At 45.0% G+C, this 25,737-nt stretch carries 22 protein-coding genes and 1 pseudogene; 7 read left to right on the top strand and 16 right to left on the bottom strand.

Annotation, left to right across the window (positions count from 1 at the left end; translation table 11 throughout):
* Positions 1–87 precede the first annotated feature (87 nt).
* The 6 genes and pseudogenes from ACVBDU_RS09480 to ACVBDU_RS09505 form a co-directional block, all read right to left on the bottom strand.
* Positions 88–420 carry a four helix bundle protein gene (locus tag ACVBDU_RS09480; RefSeq protein WP_447179508.1) on the bottom strand — a complete coding sequence of 111 codons (333 nt, stop codon included), beginning with the start codon at positions 418–420 and terminating at the stop codon, positions 88–90.
* 57 nt (positions 421–477) lie between these two features.
* Positions 478–1,794, bottom strand: coding sequence for a Fe-S cluster assembly protein SufD (gene sufD, locus ACVBDU_RS09485; protein WP_447179783.1), 1,317 nt, complete (start codon positions 1,792–1,794; stop codon positions 478–480).
* 64 nt (positions 1,795–1,858) lie between these two features.
* Positions 1,859–2,243: pseudogene (locus tag ACVBDU_RS09490) on the bottom strand (four helix bundle protein).
* 57 nt (positions 2,244–2,300) lie between these two features.
* Positions 2,301–3,056 (bottom strand): Fe-S cluster assembly ATPase SufC, encoded by a 756-nt coding sequence (gene sufC, locus ACVBDU_RS09495; RefSeq protein ID WP_447179509.1) that lies wholly within the window; start codon positions 3,054–3,056, stop codon positions 2,301–2,303.
* Positions 3,057–3,186: 130 nt separating this feature from the next.
* The gene (gene sufB / locus ACVBDU_RS09500; RefSeq protein ID WP_447179510.1) at positions 3,187–4,632 is read right to left on the bottom strand and encodes a Fe-S cluster assembly protein SufB; all 1,446 of its coding nucleotides are present in this window, start codon (positions 4,630–4,632) and stop codon (positions 3,187–3,189) included.
* A 66-nt stretch (positions 4,633–4,698) separates the two neighbouring features.
* The gene (locus tag ACVBDU_RS09505) at positions 4,699–5,028 is read right to left on the bottom strand and encodes a HesB/IscA family protein (RefSeq protein WP_447179511.1); all 330 of its coding nucleotides are present in this window, start codon (positions 5,026–5,028) and stop codon (positions 4,699–4,701) included.
* Between the two features lie 225 nt (positions 5,029–5,253).
* Here ACVBDU_RS09505 and thiL point away from each other — a divergent pair, with 225 nt between their 5' ends.
* Complete coding sequence (gene thiL, locus ACVBDU_RS09510) at positions 5,254–6,303, top strand: thiamine-phosphate kinase (RefSeq protein ID WP_447179512.1); 1,050 nt, start codon at positions 5,254–5,256, stop codon at positions 6,301–6,303.
* A 2-nt stretch (positions 6,304–6,305) separates the two neighbouring features.
* On the opposite strand, the gene ACVBDU_RS09515 is transcribed toward thiL, so the two are convergent.
* Both ACVBDU_RS09515 and ACVBDU_RS09520 read right to left on the bottom strand, forming a co-directional pair.
* Positions 6,306–6,554, bottom strand: a complete 249-nt coding sequence (locus tag ACVBDU_RS09515; RefSeq protein ID WP_447179513.1) for a DUF1660 family phage protein — start codon at positions 6,552–6,554, stop codon at positions 6,306–6,308.
* A 70-nt stretch (positions 6,555–6,624) separates the two neighbouring features.
* Entirely contained in the window at positions 6,625–7,401 is a 777-nt protein-coding gene (locus ACVBDU_RS09520; protein WP_447179514.1) for an alpha/beta fold hydrolase, read from the bottom strand.
* Positions 7,402–7,783: 382 nt separating this feature from the next.
* Between ACVBDU_RS09520 and ACVBDU_RS09525 the strand changes: the two genes are divergently transcribed.
* A complete protein-coding gene (locus ACVBDU_RS09525) occupies positions 7,784–7,954 on the top strand; it encodes a hypothetical protein (protein WP_447179515.1) in 171 nt (56 codons plus the stop codon).
* 153 nt (positions 7,955–8,107) lie between these two features.
* Here the strand turns inward: ACVBDU_RS09525 and ACVBDU_RS09530 are convergent, their stop codons facing one another.
* The 5 genes from ACVBDU_RS09530 to ACVBDU_RS09550 all read right to left on the bottom strand — a co-directional run bounded on the left by ACVBDU_RS09530 (position 8,108) and on the right by ACVBDU_RS09550 (position 16,262).
* Complete coding sequence (locus ACVBDU_RS09530; protein ID WP_447179516.1) at positions 8,108–8,470, bottom strand: hypothetical protein; 363 nt, start codon at positions 8,468–8,470, stop codon at positions 8,108–8,110.
* Positions 8,471–8,573: 103 nt separating this feature from the next.
* Positions 8,574–11,414: a TonB-dependent receptor gene (locus ACVBDU_RS09535; RefSeq protein ID WP_447179517.1), complete on the bottom strand. Its 2,841-nt coding sequence runs from the start codon at positions 11,412–11,414 to the stop codon at positions 8,574–8,576.
* A gap of 325 nt (positions 11,415–11,739) precedes the next feature.
* Positions 11,740–13,587, bottom strand: coding sequence for a glutamine--fructose-6-phosphate transaminase (isomerizing) (gene glmS, locus ACVBDU_RS09540; protein WP_447179518.1), 1,848 nt, complete (start codon positions 13,585–13,587; stop codon positions 11,740–11,742).
* 34 nt (positions 13,588–13,621) lie between these two features.
* Complete coding sequence (gene bamH, locus ACVBDU_RS09545; protein ID WP_447179519.1) at positions 13,622–15,319, bottom strand: BamH family beta-barrel-assembly machinery protein; 1,698 nt, start codon at positions 15,317–15,319, stop codon at positions 13,622–13,624.
* Positions 15,320–15,452: 133 nt separating this feature from the next.
* Positions 15,453–16,262: a glycogen/starch synthase gene (locus tag ACVBDU_RS09550; RefSeq protein ID WP_447179520.1), complete on the bottom strand. Its 810-nt coding sequence runs from the start codon at positions 16,260–16,262 to the stop codon at positions 15,453–15,455.
* Between the two features lie 294 nt (positions 16,263–16,556).
* Here ACVBDU_RS09550 and panC point away from each other — a divergent pair, with 294 nt between their 5' ends.
* The 5 genes from panC (at position 16,557) to radA (ending at position 21,909) form a co-directional block, all read left to right on the top strand.
* Positions 16,557–17,405, top strand: a complete 849-nt coding sequence (gene panC / locus ACVBDU_RS09555) for a pantoate--beta-alanine ligase (RefSeq protein ID WP_447179521.1) — start codon at positions 16,557–16,559, stop codon at positions 17,403–17,405.
* A 116-nt stretch (positions 17,406–17,521) separates the two neighbouring features.
* On the top strand, positions 17,522–17,872 hold the full coding sequence (gene panD, locus ACVBDU_RS09560) for an aspartate 1-decarboxylase (protein ID WP_447179522.1): 351 nt from the start codon (positions 17,522–17,524) through the stop codon (positions 17,870–17,872).
* A gap of 73 nt (positions 17,873–17,945) precedes the next feature.
* Positions 17,946–18,911: a lysylphosphatidylglycerol synthase transmembrane domain-containing protein gene (locus ACVBDU_RS09565; protein ID WP_447179523.1), complete on the top strand. Its 966-nt coding sequence runs from the start codon at positions 17,946–17,948 to the stop codon at positions 18,909–18,911.
* Positions 18,912–19,100: 189 nt separating this feature from the next.
* A complete protein-coding gene (locus tag ACVBDU_RS09570; RefSeq protein WP_447179524.1) occupies positions 19,101–20,231 on the top strand; it encodes an alpha/beta hydrolase in 1,131 nt (376 codons plus the stop codon).
* 310 nt (positions 20,232–20,541) lie between these two features.
* Complete coding sequence (gene radA, locus ACVBDU_RS09575) at positions 20,542–21,909, top strand: DNA repair protein RadA (protein ID WP_447179525.1); 1,368 nt, start codon at positions 20,542–20,544, stop codon at positions 21,907–21,909.
* Positions 21,910–21,938: 29 nt separating this feature from the next.
* Here the strand turns inward: radA and ACVBDU_RS09580 are convergent, their stop codons facing one another.
* From ACVBDU_RS09580 to ACVBDU_RS09590, 3 genes are all read right to left on the bottom strand, one after another.
* Entirely contained in the window at positions 21,939–22,592 is a 654-nt protein-coding gene (locus ACVBDU_RS09580; RefSeq protein ID WP_447179526.1) for a CoA transferase subunit B, read from the bottom strand.
* 24 nt (positions 22,593–22,616) lie between these two features.
* A complete protein-coding gene (locus ACVBDU_RS09585; protein ID WP_447179527.1) occupies positions 22,617–23,315 on the bottom strand; it encodes a CoA transferase subunit A in 699 nt (232 codons plus the stop codon).
* Between the two features lie 86 nt (positions 23,316–23,401).
* Positions 23,402–25,726, bottom strand: coding sequence for a penicillin-binding protein 1A (locus tag ACVBDU_RS09590; protein ID WP_447179528.1), 2,325 nt, complete (start codon positions 25,724–25,726; stop codon positions 23,402–23,404).
* Positions 25,727–25,737 lie beyond the last annotated feature (11 nt).

Consider the following 25,737-nt stretch of genomic DNA (forward strand, 5'->3'; position numbering starts at 1 on the left):
GTTAAGAAGTTAAAAACTAAAAGTATATAAATGAGAATAATCTAAACAACATAGGACTTCTCTTTTTTACATATTTGATGTAATTAGCTAATTGTTTTGAAATGAGCAACACCGATTTTTTAACTTTTCACACTCCTTTTCTTCTATATAGTCTATTTTCTGTAAAATATTAAGTAAGTTCCGAACTTCTCCTGCCGAACCTTTTGCGATATACAGGAAACGAACCAACTCCCTATCTGTCTCTCGTTCAAATCCTTCAGAAATATTGTTTGAAATAGAGATAACAGCTTTTTTGATCTGTTCATTCAAAGCATATTCATACCGGAAAACTTCTTTTTTGAGTAAGTCAAAGATTTCTACAGTAAAAGTCAGTGTATCTTGATACACCTCAAGGTCTTCGAATGAATTATACGTTCCCATTTTTTCAACTTTTACTCTTTTACTTCTTAACTCTTTACCTCTTTTTCCCTTAGCTTATTAAAGTTCAAAACCGAGATTAACACCCAGTTTTTTTGCGATGAGCTTGTTAATGCGCGCTTTTACTTCCGGTATTTTTACACTTTCGAGAACATTATTGGCAAAGGCATACATAAGCAGGGCCTTCGCCTCTTTCATTGGAATCCCCCTGGAACGAAGGTAAAACAATGCCTCTTCGTCCAGTTGTCCGATAGTACATCCGTGCGAACATTTTACGTCATCGGCAAATATCTCCAATTGAGGCTTGGCATTAATCGTGGCTTTATCATCCAGAAGGATATTATTGTTCTGCTGGAAAGCATTAGTCTTTTGCGCCTCTTTTTCCACAATCACCTTACCGTTGAAAACCCCGGTACTGCGATCGGCATATATCCCCTTATAATCCTGGTGACTTTCGCAATGGGGATATACATGATTTACAAGGGTATGATGATCCACATGCTGTTTTTCCCCAATGATAGTAATTCCCTTAAGTGTGGAAGTGACATGCTCGTCCCTGTGATAGAAATTCAGGTTATTGCGCGTAAGGTTTCCGCCTATAGAAAATGTATGTACGGAAGCGTGGCTGTTTTTCTCCTGAGATACATAAGTATTGTCTATCAGAGAAGCCGCATGGTTGTCATTTTGAATCTTGTAGTAATCTACCAAAGCTTCCTTACCTGCAAATATCTCGGTCACAACATTGGTGAGCACCGGGTTTTCCGTAAGGCTCTGATGACGCTCAATGATCTGTACCTGCGCATTTTCGCCTACGACAACCAGGTTTCTGGGCTGAAGCATCATTGCCGGTTCTTTCCCTGTAGAAAAATGAAGAATCTGAATAGGTTTGTCCACCACTTTCCCTTTGGGGATGTTTATAAACGCCCCTTCTTTTAAAAAAGCGGTATTCAGAGCGGTAAGGCTGTCTTCCGTATTCGCTGTCCTGTTAAAATACTTTTCAATAACCGTCCTGTACTTAGGTTTGCTCAACGCAGAACTCATAAGGCATATATCCAGGCCGTCATGCGAGGTAGCCGACAGATTGGAACTGTACCTGCCGTCTACAAAAGCTATTTTATACGAATCTATGTCATGGATAAAATACCGCATTACATCCTTGAACTCCAACCCTGTATCCCCTTTCGGAGAAAGACTGTAGTTCTGTTTCAGCACCGCATTTAACGAAGTATATTTCCAGGCTTCTTCTTTTTTGGTAGGAAATCCCTTTTTGTCAAATTTCTTCATCGCATCCGAACAAATATCATGTATGGGCGAATGCACATCCAGTCCGTCTTCATACGCGAAGAAAGAAGAAACCAATTTATCTTTTAATTCCATCACTCACTTTAAGTTTCTGTGTTTTCTGTTTCTATTGTTTCTGGTTTCTGCGTTTCCGGTTTCCCTATCCCTCATCTTTGAATTTCAACCCCTTGTAATCTTTCTTATTCAAATAAATTACCAGGTTTGCAATGCGCTTACTGAGGGTTTTATAGTCGTTTTTCAATCTCTCCAGTTTTTCTTCCGAAATATACCCGGTACAATTGCGATCTTGTCTCACCTGCGGAACCTTTTGCTATAGAAAGAAAGTGTTTAAATTCCATATTTCCATCCCTTTCAAAGCCTTCTGCAATGTTATCCATCACTGACCCGGAAGATCCTTTTATCTGATATTGGAGTTTAAAATCATGTTTTAAATCCGTATCTTTCGAAATAGTTATAATCTCTTTATGCAACCTCCTTGCTTCCTTCCAGATATCCAAATCCTCAAAACTGGTAATCGTTGCCATAAGACAAAGGATTCATTAGCATAAAAACATGAAACCAAAAACTATAGAAACAAGAAACTAGTTACTAACTTTTTCCTGTTTTATCCAGTCGTACCCTTTTTCCTCCAGTTCATGTGCCAGTTCCGCGCCTCCGGATTTCACGATCTTCCCGTCGAGGAGAACGTGTACAAAATCCGGCACGATATAATCCAGCAGCCTTTGGTAATGGGTAATTACCACTACGGCATTGTCTTTGGAACGCAAGCGGTTTACCCCGTTAGATACGATACGGAGGGCGTCGATATCTAATCCGGAATCCGTTTCATCGAGAATAGCCAGTTTTGGCTCCAGCATGGCCAGCTGAAAGATTTCGTTTCGCTTTTTTTCCCCTCCGGAGAATCCTTCGTTCAGGGAACGGGAAAGAAACTTACGGTCTATTTCCAGAAGCTCTGACTTTTCCCGTATTTTCTTCAGCATCTCACTGGCAGGCATCTCTTCGAGCCCCTGTGCTTTCCGGGTTTCGTTGATAGCCGTCTTCATAAAGTTGGTTACCGATACCCCGGGAATCTCTACGGGATACTGAAAGGACAGGAAAATACCTTTATGTGCTCTTTCTTCCGCAGAAAGTTCCTCCAGGTCTTCTCCCCCGAAGACAATGTTCCCTTCCGTAACTTCAAACTCCTCCTTGCCGGCGATAACGGAAGACAGCGTACTTTTACCGGAACCGTTAGGTCCCATAATGGCATGTACTTCCCCGGCATTCACCTCAATGTTTATCCCCTTTAATATCTCCTTGCCTTCTATACCGGCATGTAAGTTGTTTATCTTTAGCATTTCTTCTTAAAATTTTAAAAATCGGCACCCTGTTCTTTATCCCGGAAGGACAAAGGCCCGGCAACCACTTTTTTTCGCATTACTACTGTTCGATTGTATTCCGATAAATAACGGTGATTTTTTAAGCTTTTTACCCGACAGAACCTTCCAGGGATATTTCCAGTAATTTCTGTGCTTCCACGGCAAATTCCATAGGAAGTTTGTTCAGGACCTCTTTACTAAAGCCGTTAACGATCAGCGCAATGGCCTTTTCCGTATCGATTCCCCGCTGGTTACAGTAAAAAATCTGGTCTTCCCCGATTTTTGAGGTCGTAGCCTCGTGTTCTATCTGGGCTGTTTTGTTTTTGACTTCTATGTACGGAAAGGTATGCGCTCCGCAATTGTTACCCATCAACAAGGAATCACACTGTGAAAAGTTCCGTGCATTTTCGGCCCTGCTGTTGATCTGCACCAGTCCCCGGTAACTGTTCTGTGATTTTCCCGCGGAAACACCTTTGGATATAATGGTACTCCTGGTATTTTTTCCGAGATGGATCATTTTGGTCCCGGTATCTGCCTGCTGGTAGTTATTGGTTACGGCGATAGAGTAAAATTCCCCGACGGAGTTATCGCCTTTCAGTATACAACTGGGGTATTTCCAGGTAATGGCACTGCCCGTTTCTACCTGAGTCCAGGAAATCTTGGCATTGGTTTCGCACAACCCTCTTTTGGTCACAAAGTTATACACCCCGCCTTTACCGTCTTTTCCTCCCGGAAACCAGTTCTGAACGGTAGAGTATTTTATTTCGGCATCTTCAAGGGCAACCAGTTCAACTACCGCAGCGTGAAGCTGGTTCTCATCGCGCATAGGGGCGGTGCACCCTTCCAGGTAACTCACATAACTCCCTTCGTCCGCAATGACCAATGTCCGTTCAAACTGCCCGGTCCCCGCCTGGTTGATCCGGAAATATGTAGACAGCTCCATCGGACAACGCACTCCTTTGGGTATGTAACAGAACGACCCGTCCGAGAACACTGCCGAATTGAGAGCAGCATAAAAATTATCTTTTCTGGGCACTACGGAACCGATATATTTCTTTACGAGTTCCGGGTGCTCTTTAATGGCCTCGCTGATAGAACAGAAAATGATCCCTTTTTCAGCGAGAGTTTTCTTAAAAGTGGTAGCTACGGAAACGGAATCCATCACCACATCAATAGCCACTCCCGCAAGCTTTTTCTGCTCGTCGAGAGATATCCCCAGTTTACTGAACGTTTCCAGCAATTCCGGGTCTACTTCATCCAGGCTGTTATACTTGTCTTTCTTCTTTGGCGCCGAATAATAACTGATATTCTGAAAATCGGGCTTTTTATATGTCACATTCGCCCATTCCGGCTCGATCATCTTCTCCCATGCTCTAAAGGCTTCCACACGCCATTCGGTCATCCATTCCGGCTCTTCCTTCTTCCTGGAAATAGCCCGAACGATCCCTTCATTAAGCCCCACGGGGAACGTATCCGATTCTATATCCGTATAAAAACCGTATTCGTATTCCTTGGTTTCAAGTTCTTTTTTTAATTCTTCTTCTGTATATGCCATCGCTTTAATTTCATACCATTAATCTGTACCACGCCTGTACATGGAGAACCAACATCCCGTTATAACTTATAACGAAAAGCTCTCCCCGCATCCGCATGTACGCTGTGCATTCGGGTTGTTGAACACAAATCCTTTTCCGTTAAGCCCGCCCGAATATTCCAGTGTCGTCCCCACCAGATATAAAAAACTCTTTTTATCTACGAGGATACGCACCGCATTGTCTTCAAAGATCTTATCATCTTCGTTTTGCAGCTTGTCAAACTTCAGTTCGTATGACAGTCCGCTGCATCCCCCGCTTTTAACGCCTACGCGCACAAAGTCTACGGAAGCATCAAAACCTCCCTCGGTCATAAGCTCTACAACCTTCCGCTTTGCTGTGTCTGAAACTCTTATCATGGTTTTATCGTGGTTTAATCCTAAATTGCAATGCAAAGATAGTAACTATAATAGACTTAATAAACTATTTACATAGCAATTACACAATCACAGTATAAGGGAAATTTATAACAATCGCATCCCGAAAAAGAGGGTAATGATACATTGCTCATTTTTTCCCATGACATCTTCCGTCCGGATAAACCAACACACTTGTTATCTTTCAAAAACTCCTACCTTTGCACTATGATAGAAGACAAAGACCCACAACGCACTTCGCTGTCCGAACTTGGTGAATTCGGGCTCATTGAACATTTGACCAAGGATTTCAAAATAATGCGAAAATCTACGGTAAAAGGAGTAGGGGATGATGCCGCCGTCCTCGATTTCAAAAACAAAAAGACCGTGGTCACCAACGACCTGCTGGTGGAAGGTGTACACTTCGACCTCGCGTATATGCCCTTAAAACACCTGGGATACAAGGCAGTTATAGTTAACCTGTCCGACATCTACGCCATGAACGCCACGGCCACCCAGATCACCGTTTCCATTGCGGTTTCCAATCGCTTTCCGCTGGAAGCCCTGGAAGAACTTTACGACGGTATTGCACTTGCATGCAAACTATATGACGTGGATATGATAGGTGGCGACACCACCTCCTCCAATAAAGGATTATTTATATCCATCACCGCCATCGGCGAAGCCAAAGAGGAGGACCTGGTTTACCGTAACGGCGCAAAACCCAATGACCTTCTGGTGGTTTCCGGCGATCTCGGAGGTGCTTATATGGGACTGCAGGTACTGGAAAGGGAAAAAGAAGTATTCAAAGTAAACCCCAACAACCAGCCGGACTTGTCCATGTACACCTACATCGTGGAAAGACAACTGAAACCGGAAGCCAGAAAAGACATTCCCGTACTGCTAAAGGAACTCGGGGTAAAACCTACCTCCATGATAGATATATCGGACGGTCTTTCTTCGGAGATCTTACACCTTTGCAAACAATCGGGCGTAGGGTGCAACCTGTACGAAGACAAAATACCCCTGGACCCGCAGGTTATTTCCACCAGCGAGGAATTTGACATAAACAGCACCATGGTCGCCCTCAGCGGAGGGGAGGACTACGAACTGCTCTTTACCATCAAACAGGACGATTACCCTAAAATTCAGGGAAATCCGCATCTGACCATCATCGGGCACATGACCCCCGAAAGCGAAGGCATGCACCTGATATCCCGGGCAAACACAAAAATCCCCCTCAAAGCAAGAGGCTGGAATGCCCTGAAAGAAGAATAACTTCAGGCCGCAGAACTGGAATGCTGCTTTTTCTGATGTAATTCGGCCAGCGTCTCGTTGATCTCTTTCAGTTGTGAGGTCAGCGAGGTCAGGCGCCCTTCATCATTTACGGTTACTTCGGCCCTGCAACAACTACATTGATATTCTTTAATATGAGATGTCACTTCCTTGGTTACCCTGAATCGGTGTCCGAAGATGAAGCAGAGCATTCGGGCCATAGAAAAAACGGATTTGTTAGACTTTATATGCATGGTTTGGGTAGTTTTGGATTCACGCCCCCGAATATACTATTTTATAAATCAAAAATCAAAAAAATACCGGCTATTTCTTTAAAAACCAACATATTGCATATAAAACTTCTTTTTTATTCTCAATATGGCTCATATGACCGTCCGAAACTTCAAAAATCGCAACATCCGTTCCCTTTGTCTGGTCCAACAGGACATCAAAATTCAGGACGGGATCTTTCTTCCCGAGGATCATCATCTTTTTGTAAGGTGAAAAATGCAGAAGCACTTCCCTGTCTTCCCGGATCTTCATCCCTTCCAATGCAGCCACAATCCCCTGCAAAGGTGTTTTAAGGGCTTCCGTTTTAATTTCTTTTATTTCCTCCCGGAATATTTTACGGTTTTTGGGCCGGAAAAGATTGGAGATAGCCATTCTTATAAAATTCCTGTGATTGTGTTTTACTGCGGCAATAGCACGATCCCTGTTTTGTCTCCGGACCTCATCATCCGCCCGGGCAGTGGAATTGAGCAATACCAGGCCCTTTATGGCATCCGGGTTCTTCTCCGCGAAGGCCAGGGCCACATAACCTCCCATAGAATGCCCGATGAGCACAGATTTGCGTATCTTCAGATGTTTTAATACCTCTTCTACCGCCTCAGCCATCATCTCCATGGTATGTACATAACCGAGACACCCGGTTTGCCCGTGCCCCAGTAAATCTATGGCAACCACCCTGTTTTTATCGGAAAGTCCCGGCATCAGTCCTTTCCACATACCGGAGTTCTCTAAAAAACCATGTAAAAGTACTAAAACAGGCCCTTTGCCCTCTTCCGTATAAAAAACGGGGATACCTTTGTGATTAATTGTCATTTGCCGTTCTGCGTTATTATCCCTTTAGAAAATGCAAAGTTGTGCATTTTGTGCGCAAATGCCAAAAACCTTTCTCCATATTAATTTCTCTAACATAGTTGAAACTTACAGGACATATTCAGATTCAAAAAGCCGGTAAAGGATTTCCCGGTTTAAAGCCCGGAAAACGGCCATTAAAGCAATCCCTTTGACGCCGGAAGTAGTTGGTTTAGCGGCTAACCCATTCCCTTTAGCCGCTAAACAGGTTGCTTTTGATGTCATACCCAACTGCTTTGACGGTAAAACGGACTACGTTGACCGCTAACCGGGTTACTTCTGATGTCATACCCAACTACTTTGACGGTAAACCGGACTACGTTGACCGCTAACCGGGTTGCTTCTGATGTCATACCCAATTGCTTTGACGGTAAACCGGGTTACGTTAACCGCTAACCGGGTTGCTTCTGATGTCATACCCAACTACTTTGACGGTAAAACGGGTTACGTTGACCGCTCAAGGGAATGGGTTTACGGTGCCATGAATCCCTTTAACGGTAAAAGGGAAAGGGAATGAATGCGTAAGCAATTGGGTTAGCGGTTAACCCGGTTGCTTATGAATGCGTACGCAAATACAAAAGCGGCGAACTTAATCAAGTCCGCCGCTAACCGGGTTGCTTTAGCCGCTAACCCAACCCGGTTCCGTGTATACGCATTCCCTTAAATGGGGCTATCCGGGCTTGCCGGGGAATAAAAACCCCAGTAGTTTCCGCCACCGGAAATGCTTCCGGATGACCCGGCCAAGAACGATAAAGACCAGGACCGCTATGGCGATCAACCACCGGCTGGCGCCGCGGATGCCGGTACGTTCTACGGTCTTTACCTCGTGCTGCTGCACTTCCCTGGTATCGCTGCTGTCATGCAGCTTGCGTTTTTCCTGCCGGGTATGGCTGTGGTGTTGGTTTTGCAACGCATCGTAAGCCACCTTACGCCGGTTATAGATCACCACCTTTTCGGCCTCCCCGCTAAAGCCAGAATCCCGGTGATAGCTAAACCGTCCCACAGGCACGATAGCCACTGCTTCTAATCCCACTGGCGCTCGTTTAAGCAAAGCGGAAACGACTGCCTATCGTTCAGTGCGTTTGCAACGCACCATAAAAAAGGCCTTACCAATATGCCGGAAGGAAAGATCCGGCTTATGGGTTCACCACCCACGAAACATAATACTGCGAACCGATAAGCCCCGTACCCACGGCGGTAAAATATTCATTTCTCCCTATATTCGTCCCGCCGACCTTAAAGGTGGATTTTACGGATGGCACATGATAATTAAACTGAACGTCCACTACAGAAAATGCAGGTACATTGCCGTCGGCAAAACTGGCCTGCCAGAAGAACGCATCGCTCCATCTCCAGTTGACATTAAACCCGAAATTTTTAAACAGTTCCGTATTGCCGAAATGGGCTTTTACCTTGTGTTTCGGCGTATTGAACCCGGGACGAAAATCCGGGTCCTTATCCTCGTCAAAATCAAAATCGGCAAACGTATAATTGACACCCAAATCAAAATTACCGAATACTTTTGCATCTACTCCCAGGGTAGCTCCATATGAATCTATATCTACGGAAGAGTTGGTATACGCCTGGTACGCCTGAAAATCGCCCTGACTCAGGGCAATAAGTGCCCGCGGAGTAGGCCCCGTACCCAGATCAACCGGATCGGACAGGTCCAGCGCGCCGTAAAAAGGGACCACGACCGTTTCATTGGCAATAAAATCCTTGTATTTATTGTAATAGATACTCGCATCTATAGTAATTCTTTGTAATTGTCCGCGGTAGCCCACTTCGAAAGCCGTAACCTTTTCGGGCTTCACCTTTTCCACATCGGCAATATTCAGTAAAGCCGGATTTGGAGCACCTGCCTCCGCAGAGGCGCTGAAAGCTTGTACAGACCGGGCGGAATAGGCCTGCTCGTAAGCATGCCTGCCGGAAATATCGGCAGTAGGACTTCCCGACACTATGGCCCCTATATCACTCAATTCATAAGTGCGTACGTAACGATCGAGATTTTCCTCGGCAGAACCTATTAAAATGGCCCTCCCCGCATCCAGACCAATAAAGAGGTCCTGTGTGGTAGGGTTCCGGAACCCGGTCTGGAAAGAGGCTCTTATATTGTGATTCCTGTTTTGCCCTGCCGTGTACCCCAAAGACACCCTGGGCGAAACAAAACCGTCGAAAAGCTGTGATTTATCATAACGGAGCGACCCGGTGAACTTCAACCGCTCATCAAGTCCCTTTTTCTGTATCTGGGTATACGCCCCGTATTCGGAATAGGTAATCGGGCCATCATAATCGGTAAAGATGGTACCGTATGAATTCAGAACATATTCCCGGAACGACCCTCCCACCTGGATATCTGCAAAACTTTCCGTCCAGTGACTAAAATTATAATTCACATCTACATGCCGCATTTTGGTATTGTCCTGAAACCTGGAACCACTGGCCAGATCCGGACTGCCTGTCACCTGCCGGAACGCACTCTCAAAGTCTGCCGTTCCCGGCTCCAGTCGCCCCGTATCGGCAATCTGCCGGGCAAAAGAATGGGAAGCGGTGGCATCGCCGGGAGCAAACCCGGCACCTCCCTGAAAAGCGGTGAGATAAGCACCTACATATTCGCCGAACCACTGATTATCCGGTTTCCACAGTCGGTTCATATTGATTCCGGTAAAGCGCATATCATAAGAATCCCCTGCTTTTTCCGCAGTAATGTATCCCCGCACAAAAAAGTTGTTATTGCGGAACTCAAGTTTGTGCTGTTGTATAAAAAAATCCCTTAAAGCATAACGGTTTGCCCCCTGGTAAATCGTTGAACCCCGGCCCAGCCTTCCGTTGTAAATAATTTCAAAATCGTCTGCGAAAGGGCGATAGTGCAATGAAAAATCGGCCTTAACACTTTCGGCCTTGTAATCGGTAAGGTCTCTCTCGGCATACCCCGTACGACTTACCACCTGGTCCGGCACCAGGTTTTGCGCTCCGTCGGGGAGCAGCCCCAGAGCCACCATATCGTTGGCTACACTTCTTATACTTGTGCTTACTTCATCCCCATAGATATTCATCCCGTCATAATCCGGATCTGTACGGGTCGCTCCGGGGTTCAGCACATCTTCTTCGTTCACGGCATACCAGTCTGTTCCCCTCAGATAGGAAAAATTGGCTTTTGCGGCAAATTTATCGCTGAAAGCATGTGCCATTCTTATACCAAAATCGTAAAAAGCATTGTCTCCGGCAGCTTCCTGGGAGGTGATCCCGCTCTTGACATAAGCACTTATTCCCTGATAATCGAAGGGATTTTTACTGGTCATGAACAAAATGCCGTTAAAGGCATTTGCCCCGTACAAGGCCGATGAGGCTCCCGGCAGCAATTCCACACTAAGCACATCGAGTTCTGACATGCCCACCAGGTTTCCCAAAACAAAATTTAACGCCGGTGAAGTGTTGTCCATTCCATCTACCAACTGCACAAAGCGCGTGTTGGCAAAAGAAGCGAATCCACGTGTATTTACAGACTTAAAAGTTAGTGAGTTGGTATTGACATCTACCCCTTTAAGGTTTTCCAGTCCGTCATAAAAATTTGCCGAAGAAGTATTTCTTATCTCCCGTACTCCAAAACGCTCTACCGTTACCGGAGATTCAAAGATACGTTCCGGTGTACGCGATGCGGAGATAACAATTTCGTCCAGTAAAGTTTCCTGTTCATGAAGCCGGACATTTATTTCCTGTCCGGAGGAAGTTATCTCCATGGTTACGGATGCATAGCCTATACTCGATACAGTCAATACAAATGGCGGGGATTCGGAGGTTTCCAGGACGAAGACCCCATGCATGTTGGTAACCGCACCGACGGTTTTACCTACCAGCACCACATTGGCCCCGGGGACAGGTACTCCGTTTTCATCGGTCACCTTCCCGGAAACCGTAGTTTGCGCATAGGAGAAAGTACCCCATAAAAGGAGAAAGGCAAAGACAAAAGTTCTCATAGTATACGATTATTGATTTAGCAATAACAATATACTAAATCTTAGTATTTCATTAACATTTATACATAATATTTTATTATCAACAATATCAACTGTGTTTTTATAACTTTCATCTAATATTTTTTGCATCCGCCTACCAAAACAAAAAAAGCCCGTTCCGGGTTCGGAACAGGCTTTTTTAATATTCTTGTTTCTTTTATAATTTCTTAGAAATTGTTTAAATTTTGTTTTTGGAATATTTTATAGTGGATTCCTGCACGCCGGCAGGCGGGTATGGCGGAAAAAGACACGTAAAAGAACCAAAAGATAAATTTTAAACAGTTTCTTATTCTACAGTAACCGACTTGGCCAGGTTACGGGGTTGATCCACATTGCACCCCCGCATCACAGCGATGTGATAACTCAGAAGTTGTAACGGGATAGTCGTCAGAAGCGGACTCAATGCCTCTGTAGTTTCCGGCACTTCTATAATATGGTCTGCCAGCTCCCTTACCGTGGTATCTCCTTCCATTACTACGGCAATGATCTTACCTTTCCTCGATTTTATTTCCTGGATGTTGCTTACCACCTTGTCATAGTGCCCGTTTTTCGTAGCGATGATCACTACAGGCATCTGTTCATCGATAAGGGCTATCGGGCCATGCTTCATTTCCGCAGCCGGATAGCCTTCCGCGTGGATATAGGATATTTCCTTTAGCTTCAATGCTCCCTCCAGCGCCACGGGGAAATTATAACCCCTTCCCAGATAAAGGCAGTTAGGCGCTTTTTCATACAGGGAAGCTATATATTTCACATGATCGTTAATTTTGAGACATCCCTCTACTTTGGCCGGAATGGCCTCCATCTCCGTCAGGTAACGTTGTAATTCGGTCCTGGATACAGCACCTTTGGCAGATGCCAGTTTCAGGGCCATAAGGGTAAGCACAGTGATTTGTGTCGTAAAGGCTTTGGTAGACGCAACACCGATCTCCGGGCCGGCATGGGTATATGCTCCCGCATGAGCTTCACGCGCTATAGATGACCCCACTACATTACAGACTCCGAATACAAAGGCTCCTTTTTCCTTAGCCAGTTTAATAGCTGCAAGGGTATCGGCCGTTTCTCCGGATTGCGATATAACGATCAGCACATCTCTCTCCGTGATTACCGGGTTGCGATAACGAAATTCCGATGCGTATTCCACTTCCACGGGAATCCGTGCAAGATCTTCAAAAATATACTCCGCTACCAGCCCGGCATGCCATGACGTACCACAGGCCGCAATAAGTATCCTGTCTGCATTTAGAAACTTCTCCAGGTTATCCTCCATTCCGGCCATCTTTATGATGCCTTCATCTACCCGAAGCCTTCCCCTGTAGGTATCTCTTATAGCCTGGGGCTGCTCGTAGATCTCCTTAAGCATAAAGTGGTCGTATCCGCCCTTTTCTATCTGCTCCAGGTTCAACTGAAGTTCCTGAACATACGGATCTACCAGTGAATCGTCTTTTATTTTTCTTATTTTTATTTCCTTCCCTCTTCTCAAAATAGCCATTTCCTCATCTTCGAGGTAAATAGCATTATTGGTATATTCAATAAAAGGAGAAGCGTCCGAAGCCACAAAAAATTCATCTTCGCCTATACCGATAGCCAGCGGGCTACCGAGTTTGGCTACTACAATTTCATTGGGTTTGGTCTTGTCAAAAACCACTATGGCATAAGCGCCGTGCACCTGGTTCAAAGCTATCTGTACCGCTTTACCGAGTTTCAGATCGTGATTCTTCTTTACGTCCTCTATCAGGTTTACCAACACTTCCGTATCCGTATCCGAAGTAAAGGTATAGCCCCTTTTGGTCAACTCCCGGCGAAGTGGCTCATAATTCTCGATAATCCCGTTATGAATAATAACCAGGTCACCGGAATTGGAGTAATGCGGATGGGAATTAACATCGTTGGGCTCTCCGTGGGTTGCCCACCTGGTATGTCCTATACCCAGTGTTCCCTGCAGGGCGATCTCTGTCCTGGCTTTGACTTCCAGGTCTGCCACTTTACCTTTGGTTTTGGACAATTGAATGTTCGTACCGTCGTACAGCGCCACTCCGGCACTGTCATAGCCGCGATACTCCAATCGCTGAAGTCCTTTTACCACTACCGGGTAAGCTTCTCTATAACCGATATACCCTACAATTCCGCACATCTTTGTTTGCTTTTAGTTATTTCTGATTCGGGGTTTATTCCACTTGTGTATAGAATATCTCCAGCTTCAGGCGCTTGTCTTTATTCTCGTCCTCCACATTATTTCCGTACAGCACCGTTCCAAGAGGTGTTATAACCGAAGATTCCGGCACAATGAGTTCCGGCTTTGCGTCATTCCCTTTAGCAGAGATATTCCTCGTACTGTTTATATTGGCCGTCAGGGCAAGCCCGAGCCGAACGTTCGTGGAATTCTTATTCAGAATGCGGTCCACGTGCTCCGTAAGCCTTATTTTATATTTTACCCCCTTATCATCTTCTTTCTCCAGAATACCCCCGTAGATCTGTCTGGACAGATTTTTATTCTGATTAACAGTATAATCCAGTTCTACATCGGCAATGATACTGTCGTTATCCATATTATAAACATATATTCTTGACGGTTCTTCCATATTCGGATGGGCATCCAGCTTCTCCCTGTCCACATAAAAAATCAGGTTAGCTTCATTGATAATCCATCCTTGCTTTTTATTTGCATCCAGAACCTCCGAACTCTCCCTGGGATCAAACAATCGGAGTTCCGTCAGGGTCCCGGCACCTCCTTTGAGATACAGGCGCGATGCATTGGTATCGTTATCCAGTTGTTCCGCAACTTCAGCAGGGTAAGATTCACTGACAATCGTATTGGCTACATTATTCCTTCTTGTCCTTGCTCCGGAGTTGGCATCCGTTGTAAAGGCACCGAGACTGAGGGTAAAGGAAGAATTTCCTTTAACAATCTTGTTATCATCCGCCGTATCCACCCTGTCATACTCGTATCTCACTTCCACATTGGCATTATTCCAGTCCAGAAGCATAAGAGAGGCAGCGGAAAATCCGGAGGCTGAAAAACGAAGACCTTTGATAAATTCCCTGAAGTTATTATTACTCATCAGTTCGGAAGATCCTTCTTTATCCAGTATTTGCTGAAAATAGGCAGGATCGAGTTCCACCCTTATCCTGGGGCTAAGCCTGGTTTCTACCTCCTTTGATTCATCTTCGTCGGGGGTATCCGGATCGTCTGCCTTATAAATCAGTTCTTCCAGGTTATCGATCTTTATTATAGTATCGCGAAGCACCATGCCCGTATTGTAAGAAAAATCCTTATCTGAAAAATATTCCTGTTGTTCCAGGAATCCGCTGGACGGATCCAGGTCCCTGAGGTAGTACGTAAGTTCTTCGACTTTAAAATTAAACTGCGCTGTTTTACTGCCGTAAATAGAGTCCAGGTCATATTTTCTGGCTACCGGAGTTCCCGAATCGTTATTTTCGGTTTCTCCGTCCGCCACACGGCTAAAGAAAGGGATATTCAGATATACTTTGGTTGCTCTTTCATTTTCCGGAGTAGTTTTCGGATCGTTATCGTTAGCGTATTCTTCCTCTCTCTGCTGGGTACTCACTCCAAAGACCGGCCTGGTATTGGTAAGATACAACTGCGATACGATACTGGCTTCCGTTCTTCCGTATATAGGGTCGTCATAAACCCCGAGCTGGTACAGGGGCAATCCGTTGGTCTGCACCCCGTTCAATTTGCGGTTGTAAGCATACACTTCAAACTCCGCCCGCTCTGTTTCAAAGTTTCCGTCACCAATAATGTCTGTTCCGATAGTATTTACATCATCACTGCAAGAAGCAAAAAAAGCAATGCCGCCCAGGAGCAGTATTGCCTTATATGACTGAAAGTTTACTTTCTTCATTCTGTCTTTAATTTTTTTTGGACTGAAAACCGGCGACTGTTCCCTGCCCTTCCGGCAGACATTCTTCCTGTCTTAATATGCGGTATTCACCCGGCATAAGCAAAGAAAACCGTCACTCCCGTATCAACCCGATTTAACCTAAAACCTTTGTTTCGTAAAATTGTTCGTAGGCATCTTCAAATTCGTAAATAGATACGTAGGGCAATACCGGTTTATCTGCACTTTTCAAATATTCTTCCAGGTCCGAAGGTATTTTTTCCGATGCAATGACCACCGCGTCGGAATTGTCTATTGCCACCTTGAGTACACCGGAATAATCCGGGGTTTCCAAAGCCTTAACATCATCTTTGGCAATACCGTCGAACATCACTTTTTCCATCATCTGCTTATCTAACGTCCCTTCGAAATCTTTGTTGTATACCGAGGTAACAATTTTACTGTCGGCAAACAAAGGCTCGTCGGCGTAGTATTTTTTCAGGTATAGCGGAAGCATAGCGGCCATCCAGCCGTGAACATGGATAATATCGGGAGACCAGTTCAGTTTTTTAACAGTTTCCACAACTCCTTTGGCAAAAAATATGGCCCTTTCATCATTATCCGGAAAGAGGTTTCCCTCCTCATCGGAAAAAGTAGCCTTGCGTTTAAAATATTCTTCGTTATCTATAAAATACACCTGGATTCTTTCTTTAGGAATGGACGCCACCTTAATGATAAGCGGCATGTCCATATCGTTTATCACAAGGTTCATTCCGGAAAGGCGTATTACTTCATGAAGCTGGTGCCTTCTCTCGTTAATATTCCCAAAGCGAGGCATAAAAATTCGTATTTGCCCGCCCCTGTCATTTACCATTCTCGGATTTTCATATGCCAATGAAGAGACTTCGTTCTCCGGCAAATAGGGTATCATTTCGGAGGCGACAAATAGCACTTTTTTATCAGTCATAAATTCGTTTTGTTTACAATAAAACTTTTGTACAAGAAGCTGTTTAATTTTTCCAAAAAACTCCCAAAGCATGCAAAAATACAAAAAATATGCCTAACGCACTCATTCCGACCCACTCTATTCCCTCCAAAATCATCATTTTAATCCGGGAATTCCTTTCCGAAAGCGCCCTTTTCGAGGGTCTGACACGTACTCTTCTTCCCTTATTTGCAAGGTTTTAGGGGAATATCCGCGTACAAATGCATCCAATTCCACGAAAATATATAGCTTTGCAGGCTGTTAATTCATTAACTCATGGTTATATTCCGTAAAAGGGAGCCGTTACAGAGGGAGTTGCTTTCCCTGAAAAAGGAAGGAAAGACCATTGGTCTCGTTCCTACTATGGGGGCCCTGCACCAGGGACATTTGTCACTGGTAGAAGAGGCTGCCGCCGAAAACGATGTTGTCGTAGTAAGCATTTTTGTAAACCCGACACAGTTTGACAACAAGGACGACCTTAATAAATATCCGAGAGACCTGGAAAAGGACGCAGATCTGCTCCGTTCCGCACATCCGTCCATCCTGATCTTTGCCCCTGACGCAGAAGAAATTTATTCCGGTGATATAGTTTCCTCATCTTTTGATTTTGACGGACTGGAATTCCGGATGGAAGGAAAATTCCGCCAAGGTCATTTTGACGGTGTCGGCACCATTGTAAAACGTCTTTTCGAGGTCGTGGAACCACATAATGCGTACTTTGGTGAAAAGGACTATCAACAGTTACAGATCATCCGCACCCTTGTAAAGAAGCACAACCTGCCCGTAAAGGTTCGCGGATGCCCTATAAAAAGAGAGGAAAACGGACTGGCCATGAGCTCCCGTAACGAACGCCTTTCCGACCGACAACGAAAAGAAGCCGGTTTTATATACGAAATCCTGCAGACTGCCAGAGACGAATTTGGCACGAAAAGTGTACAGGAGATCAAGGAATGGGTGTCGGAGGAATTTAAAAAACATCCGTCATTTCAACTGGAATATATGGAAATTGCAAATGCGGAGACCCTGATACCGGCGGAACGGAAAGAAACGGAACGGAAATACAGGGCATTTATAGCGGCATATACGGATGAAGTGCGCCTGATAGACAATATAGCATTAAATTAAACTCCGAAGGAAAAAACATAGGATACCGAAAGAGGATTCGGGAAAAAATTACTGCCCGTCAATCCGCTTTAACATCTCTTAACACATAACTCCCAATTTATAATTACCTTTGCGGCATGCAGATAGAAGTAGTAAAATCCAAGATACACAGGGTAACGGTCACCGGGGCCGAACTCAACTATATAGGCAGCATCACCATAGACGAAGCTCTTATGGAGGCTGCTAATATTATCGAAGGAGAAAAGGTTCAGATCGTTAACATTAATAACGGGGAGCGCCTCGAAACTTACGTTATCAAAGGGAACAAAGGCAGCGGTGAAATAACACTCAACGGACCTGCCGCCCGGAAAGTTCAGAAAGGAGATATCGTCATCATCATATCCTACGGTATCATGGATTTTGAAGAGGCAAAATCCTTTAAACCGTCTTTGGTTTTTCCTGACGAAAAAGACAACTCGCTAAAATAATACGGGGGTGGCTGACTGCCATACCTTGTTATAATTATTAATAACAGTATTTGCCCTTTAAGGCAAACGTGTAGTGAAAAAGAAATTATCCAAGATCATTCAGATAGTACTCCCGCTTGCCCTGGGTTTATTCCTGATCTGGTATACCTATAACAAGTTTAGCCAGGAACAGTTAAAGCAATTGAAGGAAAATTTCCTGAAAGCCGATTATCTGTATATCTGGATATCCATGCTTTTCGGCGCTCTGAGCCATTTTTCGCGGGCATATCGCTGGAATTACCTGTTGGAGCCCATGGGCTACCGGGCAAGGCTCCCCAATAGCTTTATGGCAGTAAGCATAGGATACCTGCTGAATTTTGCGATTCCCCGGTCGGGAGAAGTTTCGCGGGCCCTCATAATCAACAAATATGACAAAGTCCCTTTTGAGAAGGCATTCGGCACTATTGTAGCAGAAAGGATCGCCGATCTCTTTATTTCCGTATGTATCCTCTTTGCCGCCCTGTTCCTCCAGTTCGATACCCTCTGGGGATTAATGGACACACACAATATCAACGCGGAGAAACTGGCTATCCCGGGAATAGCGGGAGTAGTTGTTGTATTGTTTATCTGGATATACCTCAGGCGCACCAGGTCTGCGTTTGGGCAGAAGATCAGGAAATTCGTAAACGGACTTAAAGAGGGTGTATTGAGTATTCTGTCCATGAAGAAAAAGTGGTCTTTCATTGCCCATACTGTTTTCATCTGGACGATGTATGTTTTCATGTTTTACATTTGCATCTTCGCCTTTCCGGAAACACAAACCATAACATTCTCACAAACCCTTTCCCTTTTCGTAGTGGGTTCTTTTACCATTGCGTTTACAAATGGCGGGTTCGGCACTTACCCTTTCCTCATTGCAGAGGCTATTTTACTGTATGGTATAGACTATACCGTGGGCACTTCTTTCGGGTGGATCGTATGGTTGTCCCAAACCGCGGTAATCGCATTTCTCGGAACCGCTTCCTTTCTTTTCCTTCCGGTGTACAACAAGAATAATTAAGCCGGAAATACCGAAAACATTTTTTCGTTAAAAAGTCATTCGCGATTTGAGATTGTTGTAATAATTACTATCTTGCCATGGCAACCAAACCTCCTACGCACAAGGTAATTAAGGGCATAAACAGAAAATTTCTGCCTGTTGATAACCCGGAAAATCGCATACCAAACCAAATAATACACCCGTTGACTTATGAAATCCCTTTGCTATACTCTGCTTGGGCTTCTCTCCCTGGCCAATGCACATTCCCAGATCAAACAAATTCCTTTTGATTCCGAATACCTGGAAGAAACGAGAAACATCCTGCTGTATGTTCCGGAAGATTATGACGCAGACAAGCCTTATCCCCTGATCCTCGTGCTGGATGCCCATCACCTATTTGACCTGGTTGTGTCCAATGCCAGGTTTTATGCCGCAAACGGACAGATGCCGGAAAGTATCATTGTTGGAATTGACCAAAAAGGACAGTCGGAAGCAGATTGCACTTACGATGCCGAGAGCGGGTTTCCGGCGGGTAAAGGTGCCGATTTCTTTGAGTTTATAGGAATGGAACTGCTACCTTCTGTTGCAGACAAGTACACCCTGGCCAATTTTAAGATGATCGTCGGACATCTTTTTACAGGCAATTTCATAAACTACTACATTTTTAAAGAAAACCCACTCTTTGACGCTTATATTGACATTCATCCGGAATTTGCTCCCAAGCTCGAAAACCGACTGGCAGAACGGTTGCCGGCCATGAACACCACAAAATTTTACTACCTGGCTGCCGGGGAAGACGGGGATAAAAACCAGGTTCAGCGTATCCACAACCTGAATACTTCGATGAAAAATGTAAAGAACGACCATTTGTTCTATTTTTTTGACAGTTTTGAGAACACGGACGGATATGCGGCCGCTTCCTGCGCTATTCCCAGGGCGCTCAACCACATTTTCGCCATATACAGACCCATCACTCCATACGAGTACAAAAACAGTATCCTCGCTTCGGACTCACCTGTTTTTGAATATCTCGATAAAAAATATCAGAGGGCGGAAGACTTGTTTGGCTTTCGGAAGCCGGTAAGTCTCAACGACATTATGGCCATTTATGCCGGAAGCCTGAAAAAAGAAGATATGAACTCCCTGGAACAACTCAGCGAGCTGGCGAAAAAGGAATTTCCGGAAACCATGCTCGGCTATTACCTGGAAGCGGAATATTTAGAAAAAACCGGCGATCTGAAAAAAGCGACAAGAACGTATAAAAAAGCATTCGGGATGAAAGAGATCGATTTTATCCATAAGGACCTTATCATGGAAAGAATTGAAGCCATCAATGACTAGGGCAAACGCATTATGCACAGAGCATCTGAGAAAGTGAGAATTCGATAATGTGACCATGAGGTAAAGGAGCTTGGGAAATGAGAGGATAGAGGATGGGCTTAGATGGATGGAAATTTTAGGAATGATCGGGAGATGAGGTGTCCTTCAAACCAGAACTTGGAAACCTGTAACCTGCAACTTGTAACCTGGAATTTTAAACTATTTATAATTTTAGGATGTGTTTGCCCTGCATCAATTACTAAAACCGTAGTCGATCCGAAAATAATACCTATTTTAGACCGGGAAAAATATCTTATCGGAACCGGAAAATATGGCTAAAGTAAAAACCTCCTATTTTTGTCAGAACTGTGGCGCCCAGTATGCCAAATGGCAGGGTCAATGCACTTCGTGCAGGGAATGGAACACTATTGTAGAGGAGGTCATCCAGAAAGAAGAAAAGAGTTCCTGGAAACAGGGGACCACAACTTCCGGAAGCAAAAGAGCTTCCAAACCTCTTAAGATAAACGAAATAATCCGGTCTGAAGAGAACCGTCTGTCTTCCGGGGATAACGAATTCAACCGGGTACTGGGCGGAGGTATCGTACCGGGCTCCGTGATCCTTCTCGGGGGTGAACCTGGGATCGGAAAAAGTACGTTGCTCCTGCAGATTGCACTGCAACTCCCCTATAAAACCCTTTATGTCTCCGGGGAAGAGAGCCCGTCGCAGATTAAAATGCGCGCAGAACGCATTAACCCGAACAGCGAGAATTGCTATATACTCACGGAGACCAAAACCCAGAACATCTTTAAGCAAATAGAGGGTACATCCCCAGATATTCTTGTCATTGACTCCATACAAACCCTGCATTCCGATTATATAGAGTCCTCCGCAGGCAGTATATCCCAGATCCGGGAATGTACGGCAGAACTCATCAAATTTGCCAAAGAAACGGATACCCCTGTTATTCTTATCGGACACATCACCAAAGAAGGGAATATAGCAGGGCCGAAAATACTGGAACACATGGTAGACACTGTCCTGCAGTTCGAAGGGGACAGGAATTATGTATACCGTATACTCCGGGCTTTAAAAAACCGGTTCGGGTCTACAGCGGAACTGGGTATCTACGAGATGCTGGGGAACGGTCTGCGGGAAGTGGCCAACCCTTCGGAAATACTGATCTCACGAAGTGAAGAATCATTGAGCGGTACAGCTATTGCAGCCACCCTGGAAGGCATACGTCCGTTGATGATAGAAATACAAGCATTGGTGAGCACCGCGGTTTACGGCACACCTCAGCGAAGTACTACAGGTTATAACGTAAAACGCCTGAATATGCTACTGGCAGTCCTGGAAAAAAGAGCGGGATTCCGCCTCGGCGCAAAAGATGTTTTTCTGAACATTACCGGGGGGATTTCCGTAGATGACCCGGCCATAGACCTGGCTGTTGTGGCAGCCATACTCTCCAGCAACGAGGATATTGCTATTCCAAAAGATGTTTGCTTTGCCGCGGAAATAGGACTTGCCGGCGAAGTACGCCCGGTACAACGGGTAGACCAGCGTATCCTGGAAGCGGAAAAGCTAGGGTTTTCCACCATTTTCGTATCCAAACAGAATAAGGTTACGGTAAAAAACAGCGGGATACGGGTCGCCCTGGTATCCCGGATAGAAGATGTTATCGCCGATCTGTTCGGATAACTAACGTAAACGTACCTCGTCGTACATTCCTATAAGGTCATTTCGGGGATGTCGCCTTCTACTACCAATCTGCCTTCCGTTGCCTGTTTTATCTCTTCCACGGAGACCCCTGGGGCGCGTTCCAGCAATTTAAATCCTCCATCGGTAACTTCCAGCACGGCCAGGTTGGTGACTATTTTTTTCACACAGTTCACCCCGGTCAGGGGCAGCGTACATTTTTTAAGTAGTTTGGACTCCCCGGCTTTGTTGGTATGCATCATGGCGACAATAATATTTTCGGCCGAAGCTACAAGGTCCATGGCCCCTCCCATGCCTTTTACCATTTTCCCCGGAATTTTCCAGTTTGCTATATCTCCGTTATCCGCTACCTCCATGGCCCCCAGAATGGTAAGGTGTACGTGCTGCCCGCGTATCATGCCAAAACTGGTGGCAGAGTCAAAAAAGGAGGCTCCGGGCAATGTGGTAATGGTTTGTTTTCCCGCATTAATTACATCCGGATCTTCATCCCCCTCATACGGAAAAGGTCCCATTCCCAAAACACCGTTCTCGCTCTGAAATTCCACATCCAATCCGTCCGGAACATAATTGGCTACCAGGGTAGGGATTCCGATACCGAGATTGACGTAATATCCGTTTTTTACTTCTTTCGCTATTCGCTTTGCGATGCCGTCTTTGTCTAACATAAGTGAATGGTTGAAGTTTATGAACTACCTTTTTCTTACGGTCCGTTGTTCAATTCTCTTTTCGTAGTTGCTCCCCCGGAAGATACGTTGCACGAAAATCCCGGGAATATGTATTTGATTGGGATCCAGTTCTCCCACGGGCACGAGTTCTTCGACTTCAACTACGGTAATCCTTGCCGCTCCGCACATACAGGGATTAAAATTTCTTGCGGTCCCTTTAAATACCAGGTTTCCGGCTTCGTCTCCCTTCCATGCCTTTATTATGGCAAAGTCCGCACGGAAAGCCTCTTCCATGACATACATTTTTCCGTCAAATTCGCGGGTTTCTTTTCCTTCGGCGACTTCGGTACCATATCCTGCGGGAGTGTAAAAAGCAGGTATCCCGGCCTGTGCGGCACGGCATTTTTCTGCCAGTGTACCCTGCGGGGTTAACTCTACCTCGAGTTCTCCGCTGAGCATTTGTCTCTCGAACTCATCATTTTCGCCCACATAAGACGATATCATTTTTTTGATCTGGCGCTTCCGAAGCAAAAGTCCGAGGCCAAAATCATCTACCCCGGCATTATTGGATATACAGGTAATATCTTTGATACCGAGACGCACAAGTTCTGCTATACTGTTTTCGGGAATTCCGCATAAACCGAAACCTCCCAGCATAAAGGTCATTCCATCCCGGACTCCCTGCAGGGCTTCGGCAACTGAAGCCACCCTCTTGTTTATCATTTCGTAATTTTTACCGGAAAAATACGAATTATTCAACAAAAAAGACGGCCCAACGGCTTATATTTTCAATATATGAAAAATAGTCTCTAAAAGTCTATCTCTTCAAAATTCAGCTCTTCAGGGGTTTCGTTTTCCCTGACTTTAGAACAATCTATTTCTATGGAAAGATTTTCGGGTTTCCTGAAATCTTCTTTGGAAATGCCGAGTTCTTTATCTTCATAACACTTTCGCATATACAATCCCCAGATCGGTAAAGCCATAGTAGCACCCTGCCCGTACCTGATACTCTTAAAATGGATAGCCCTGTCTTCTCCGCCTACCCAAACCCCGGTAACCAGGTTGGGCACCATACCCATAAACCACCCGTCACTCTGGTTTTGCGTAGTACCGGTTTTACCGGCAATAGGATTGGTAAATTCATATGGATAGCCGGTAATTACCTCCTTATACAAAGCATTATTCACTGCCCATTTGTTTCGCAGCCGCGCCCCGGAACCGGACTGTGTAACTCCTTCCATGAGCTTAACGGTAGTGTAGGCCACCTCTTCACTCATCACATCTTTGGTTTCCGGAACGGATTCGAACAGTACGGTGCCGTTCTTATCCTCGATGCGTGTAATCATTACAGGTTTCACATAAACTCCCTGATTGGCAAATGTACTATAGGCACCAACCATTTCATATACCGTAAAATCGGGTGTCCCCAGTGCAATGGATGGCACGGGGGGTATATCGGATTCAATACCCAGGTTTCGCACCAGTTGTGTTACCGGAACCGGGCCTACCTTATCTATCAGGGTAGCTGTAATAGTGTTCACCGAATTGGCCAGCGCTTCTTTAAGCGTCAGCATTTTTCCGGTATATTTTCCATTGGAATTTTTAGGGCACCAGGGAGCTATATTCCCGTATTTATTAGCTTCTATGCAGTGTTGTACATCAGGCAACCTGTCACAGGGCGACATATGCAGCTGGTCTATAGCAGTGGCATAAACAAACGGCTTGAATGTAGAGCCTGACTGCCGCGCTCCCTGCTTTACCTGGTCGTACTGAAAATGTTTATAATTAATTCCACCAACCCAGGCCCTTACATGTCCGGTTTGCGGCTCCATGGACATCATACCGGTACGCAGGAAGAATTTATAATAACGAATGGAGTCCATAGGGGTCATGATCGTATCCTTTTCACCGTCCCATGCAAATACGCTCATTTCCGCTTTTTCTTTAAACGATGCCCTGATCTCCTTTTCGGACTTGCCCATATCGTATTTCATTTTACGCCAGCGTTCCGACTGTTTCATGGCGCGTTCCATGGCAGCATCTATCTCTTCGCTGCTCACCCCTAAGAAAGGAGCAGTTTTATTCCTGTCCGGCGTATTCTGGTTAAAAAACTCCGCCTGTAATTTTTTCATGTGCTCCGAAACTGCTTCTTCCGCATATTTCTGCATCCGCGAATCAATAGTAGTATATACCTTGAGTCCGTCCAGGTATATATTGTATTTATCGCCATTGGGTTTACGGTTTTCAGGATCATTGGCCCAGCTTTTCATAAAACCCTGCAGATACATTCTGAAATAAGTGGCCAGCCCTTCCCTGTGGGACTCCCTGCTAAAATTGAGTTTTATCGGGATACTTTGCAACGAATCCTTTTCTGCCCCGGTTATAAAGTCGTTTTTTTCCATCTGGCGAAATACTATATTTCGTCGCCGTTGTGTCAATTCCAGACGCTTTATGGGATTAAAATACGAGGAATTTTGCAACATCCCTACCAACATGGCACACTCCTCTATTTTCAGATCTTTGGGTTCCTTCCCGAAATATATCCTGGCAGCAGAGCGGATACCGTCTGCCCTGTTATCGAATTCAGAGATATTGAGGTACATGGCTACAATCTCTTCTTTGGTATACTGCCTTTCCAGCCGAATAGAAATAATCCATTCTTTTATTTTCTGGATAACCCGCGCAATAATATTACTGGAAGGCCTTTCTGTGAAGAGTTGCTTTGCCAATTGTTGCGTTATGGTACTTGCACCTCCTTTTCTGCCGAGAAATACAAAAGCCCTTATGGTTCCGCGGGCATCTATTCCCGAATGCTTGTAAAAGCGTTCATCCTCGGTCGCTACCAATGCTTTAACCAGGTGATCCGGCAATTCGTCATAAGAGACGGGGGTCCTGTTATCGTTCAGATAATATTTACCGAGTGTTTTGCCGTCGGAAGAAATAATTTCGGTAGCAAGGTTTGTTTGCGGGTTTTCGAGAATCTCAAAAGTAGGCATTGTACCAAACGCCCCCCAGGAAGCCAGTAAAAATAATAATAGCACGAGGAGAATACCCCCGAAAAACAATCCCCAAAACCACTTTATATATGTACCGAAACCCTGTTTCTTCTCTTTCCTGGCAGGTGTTTTTCCCATTTTATTCTATT

This window comes from Sinomicrobium endophyticum (assembly GCF_052983315.1).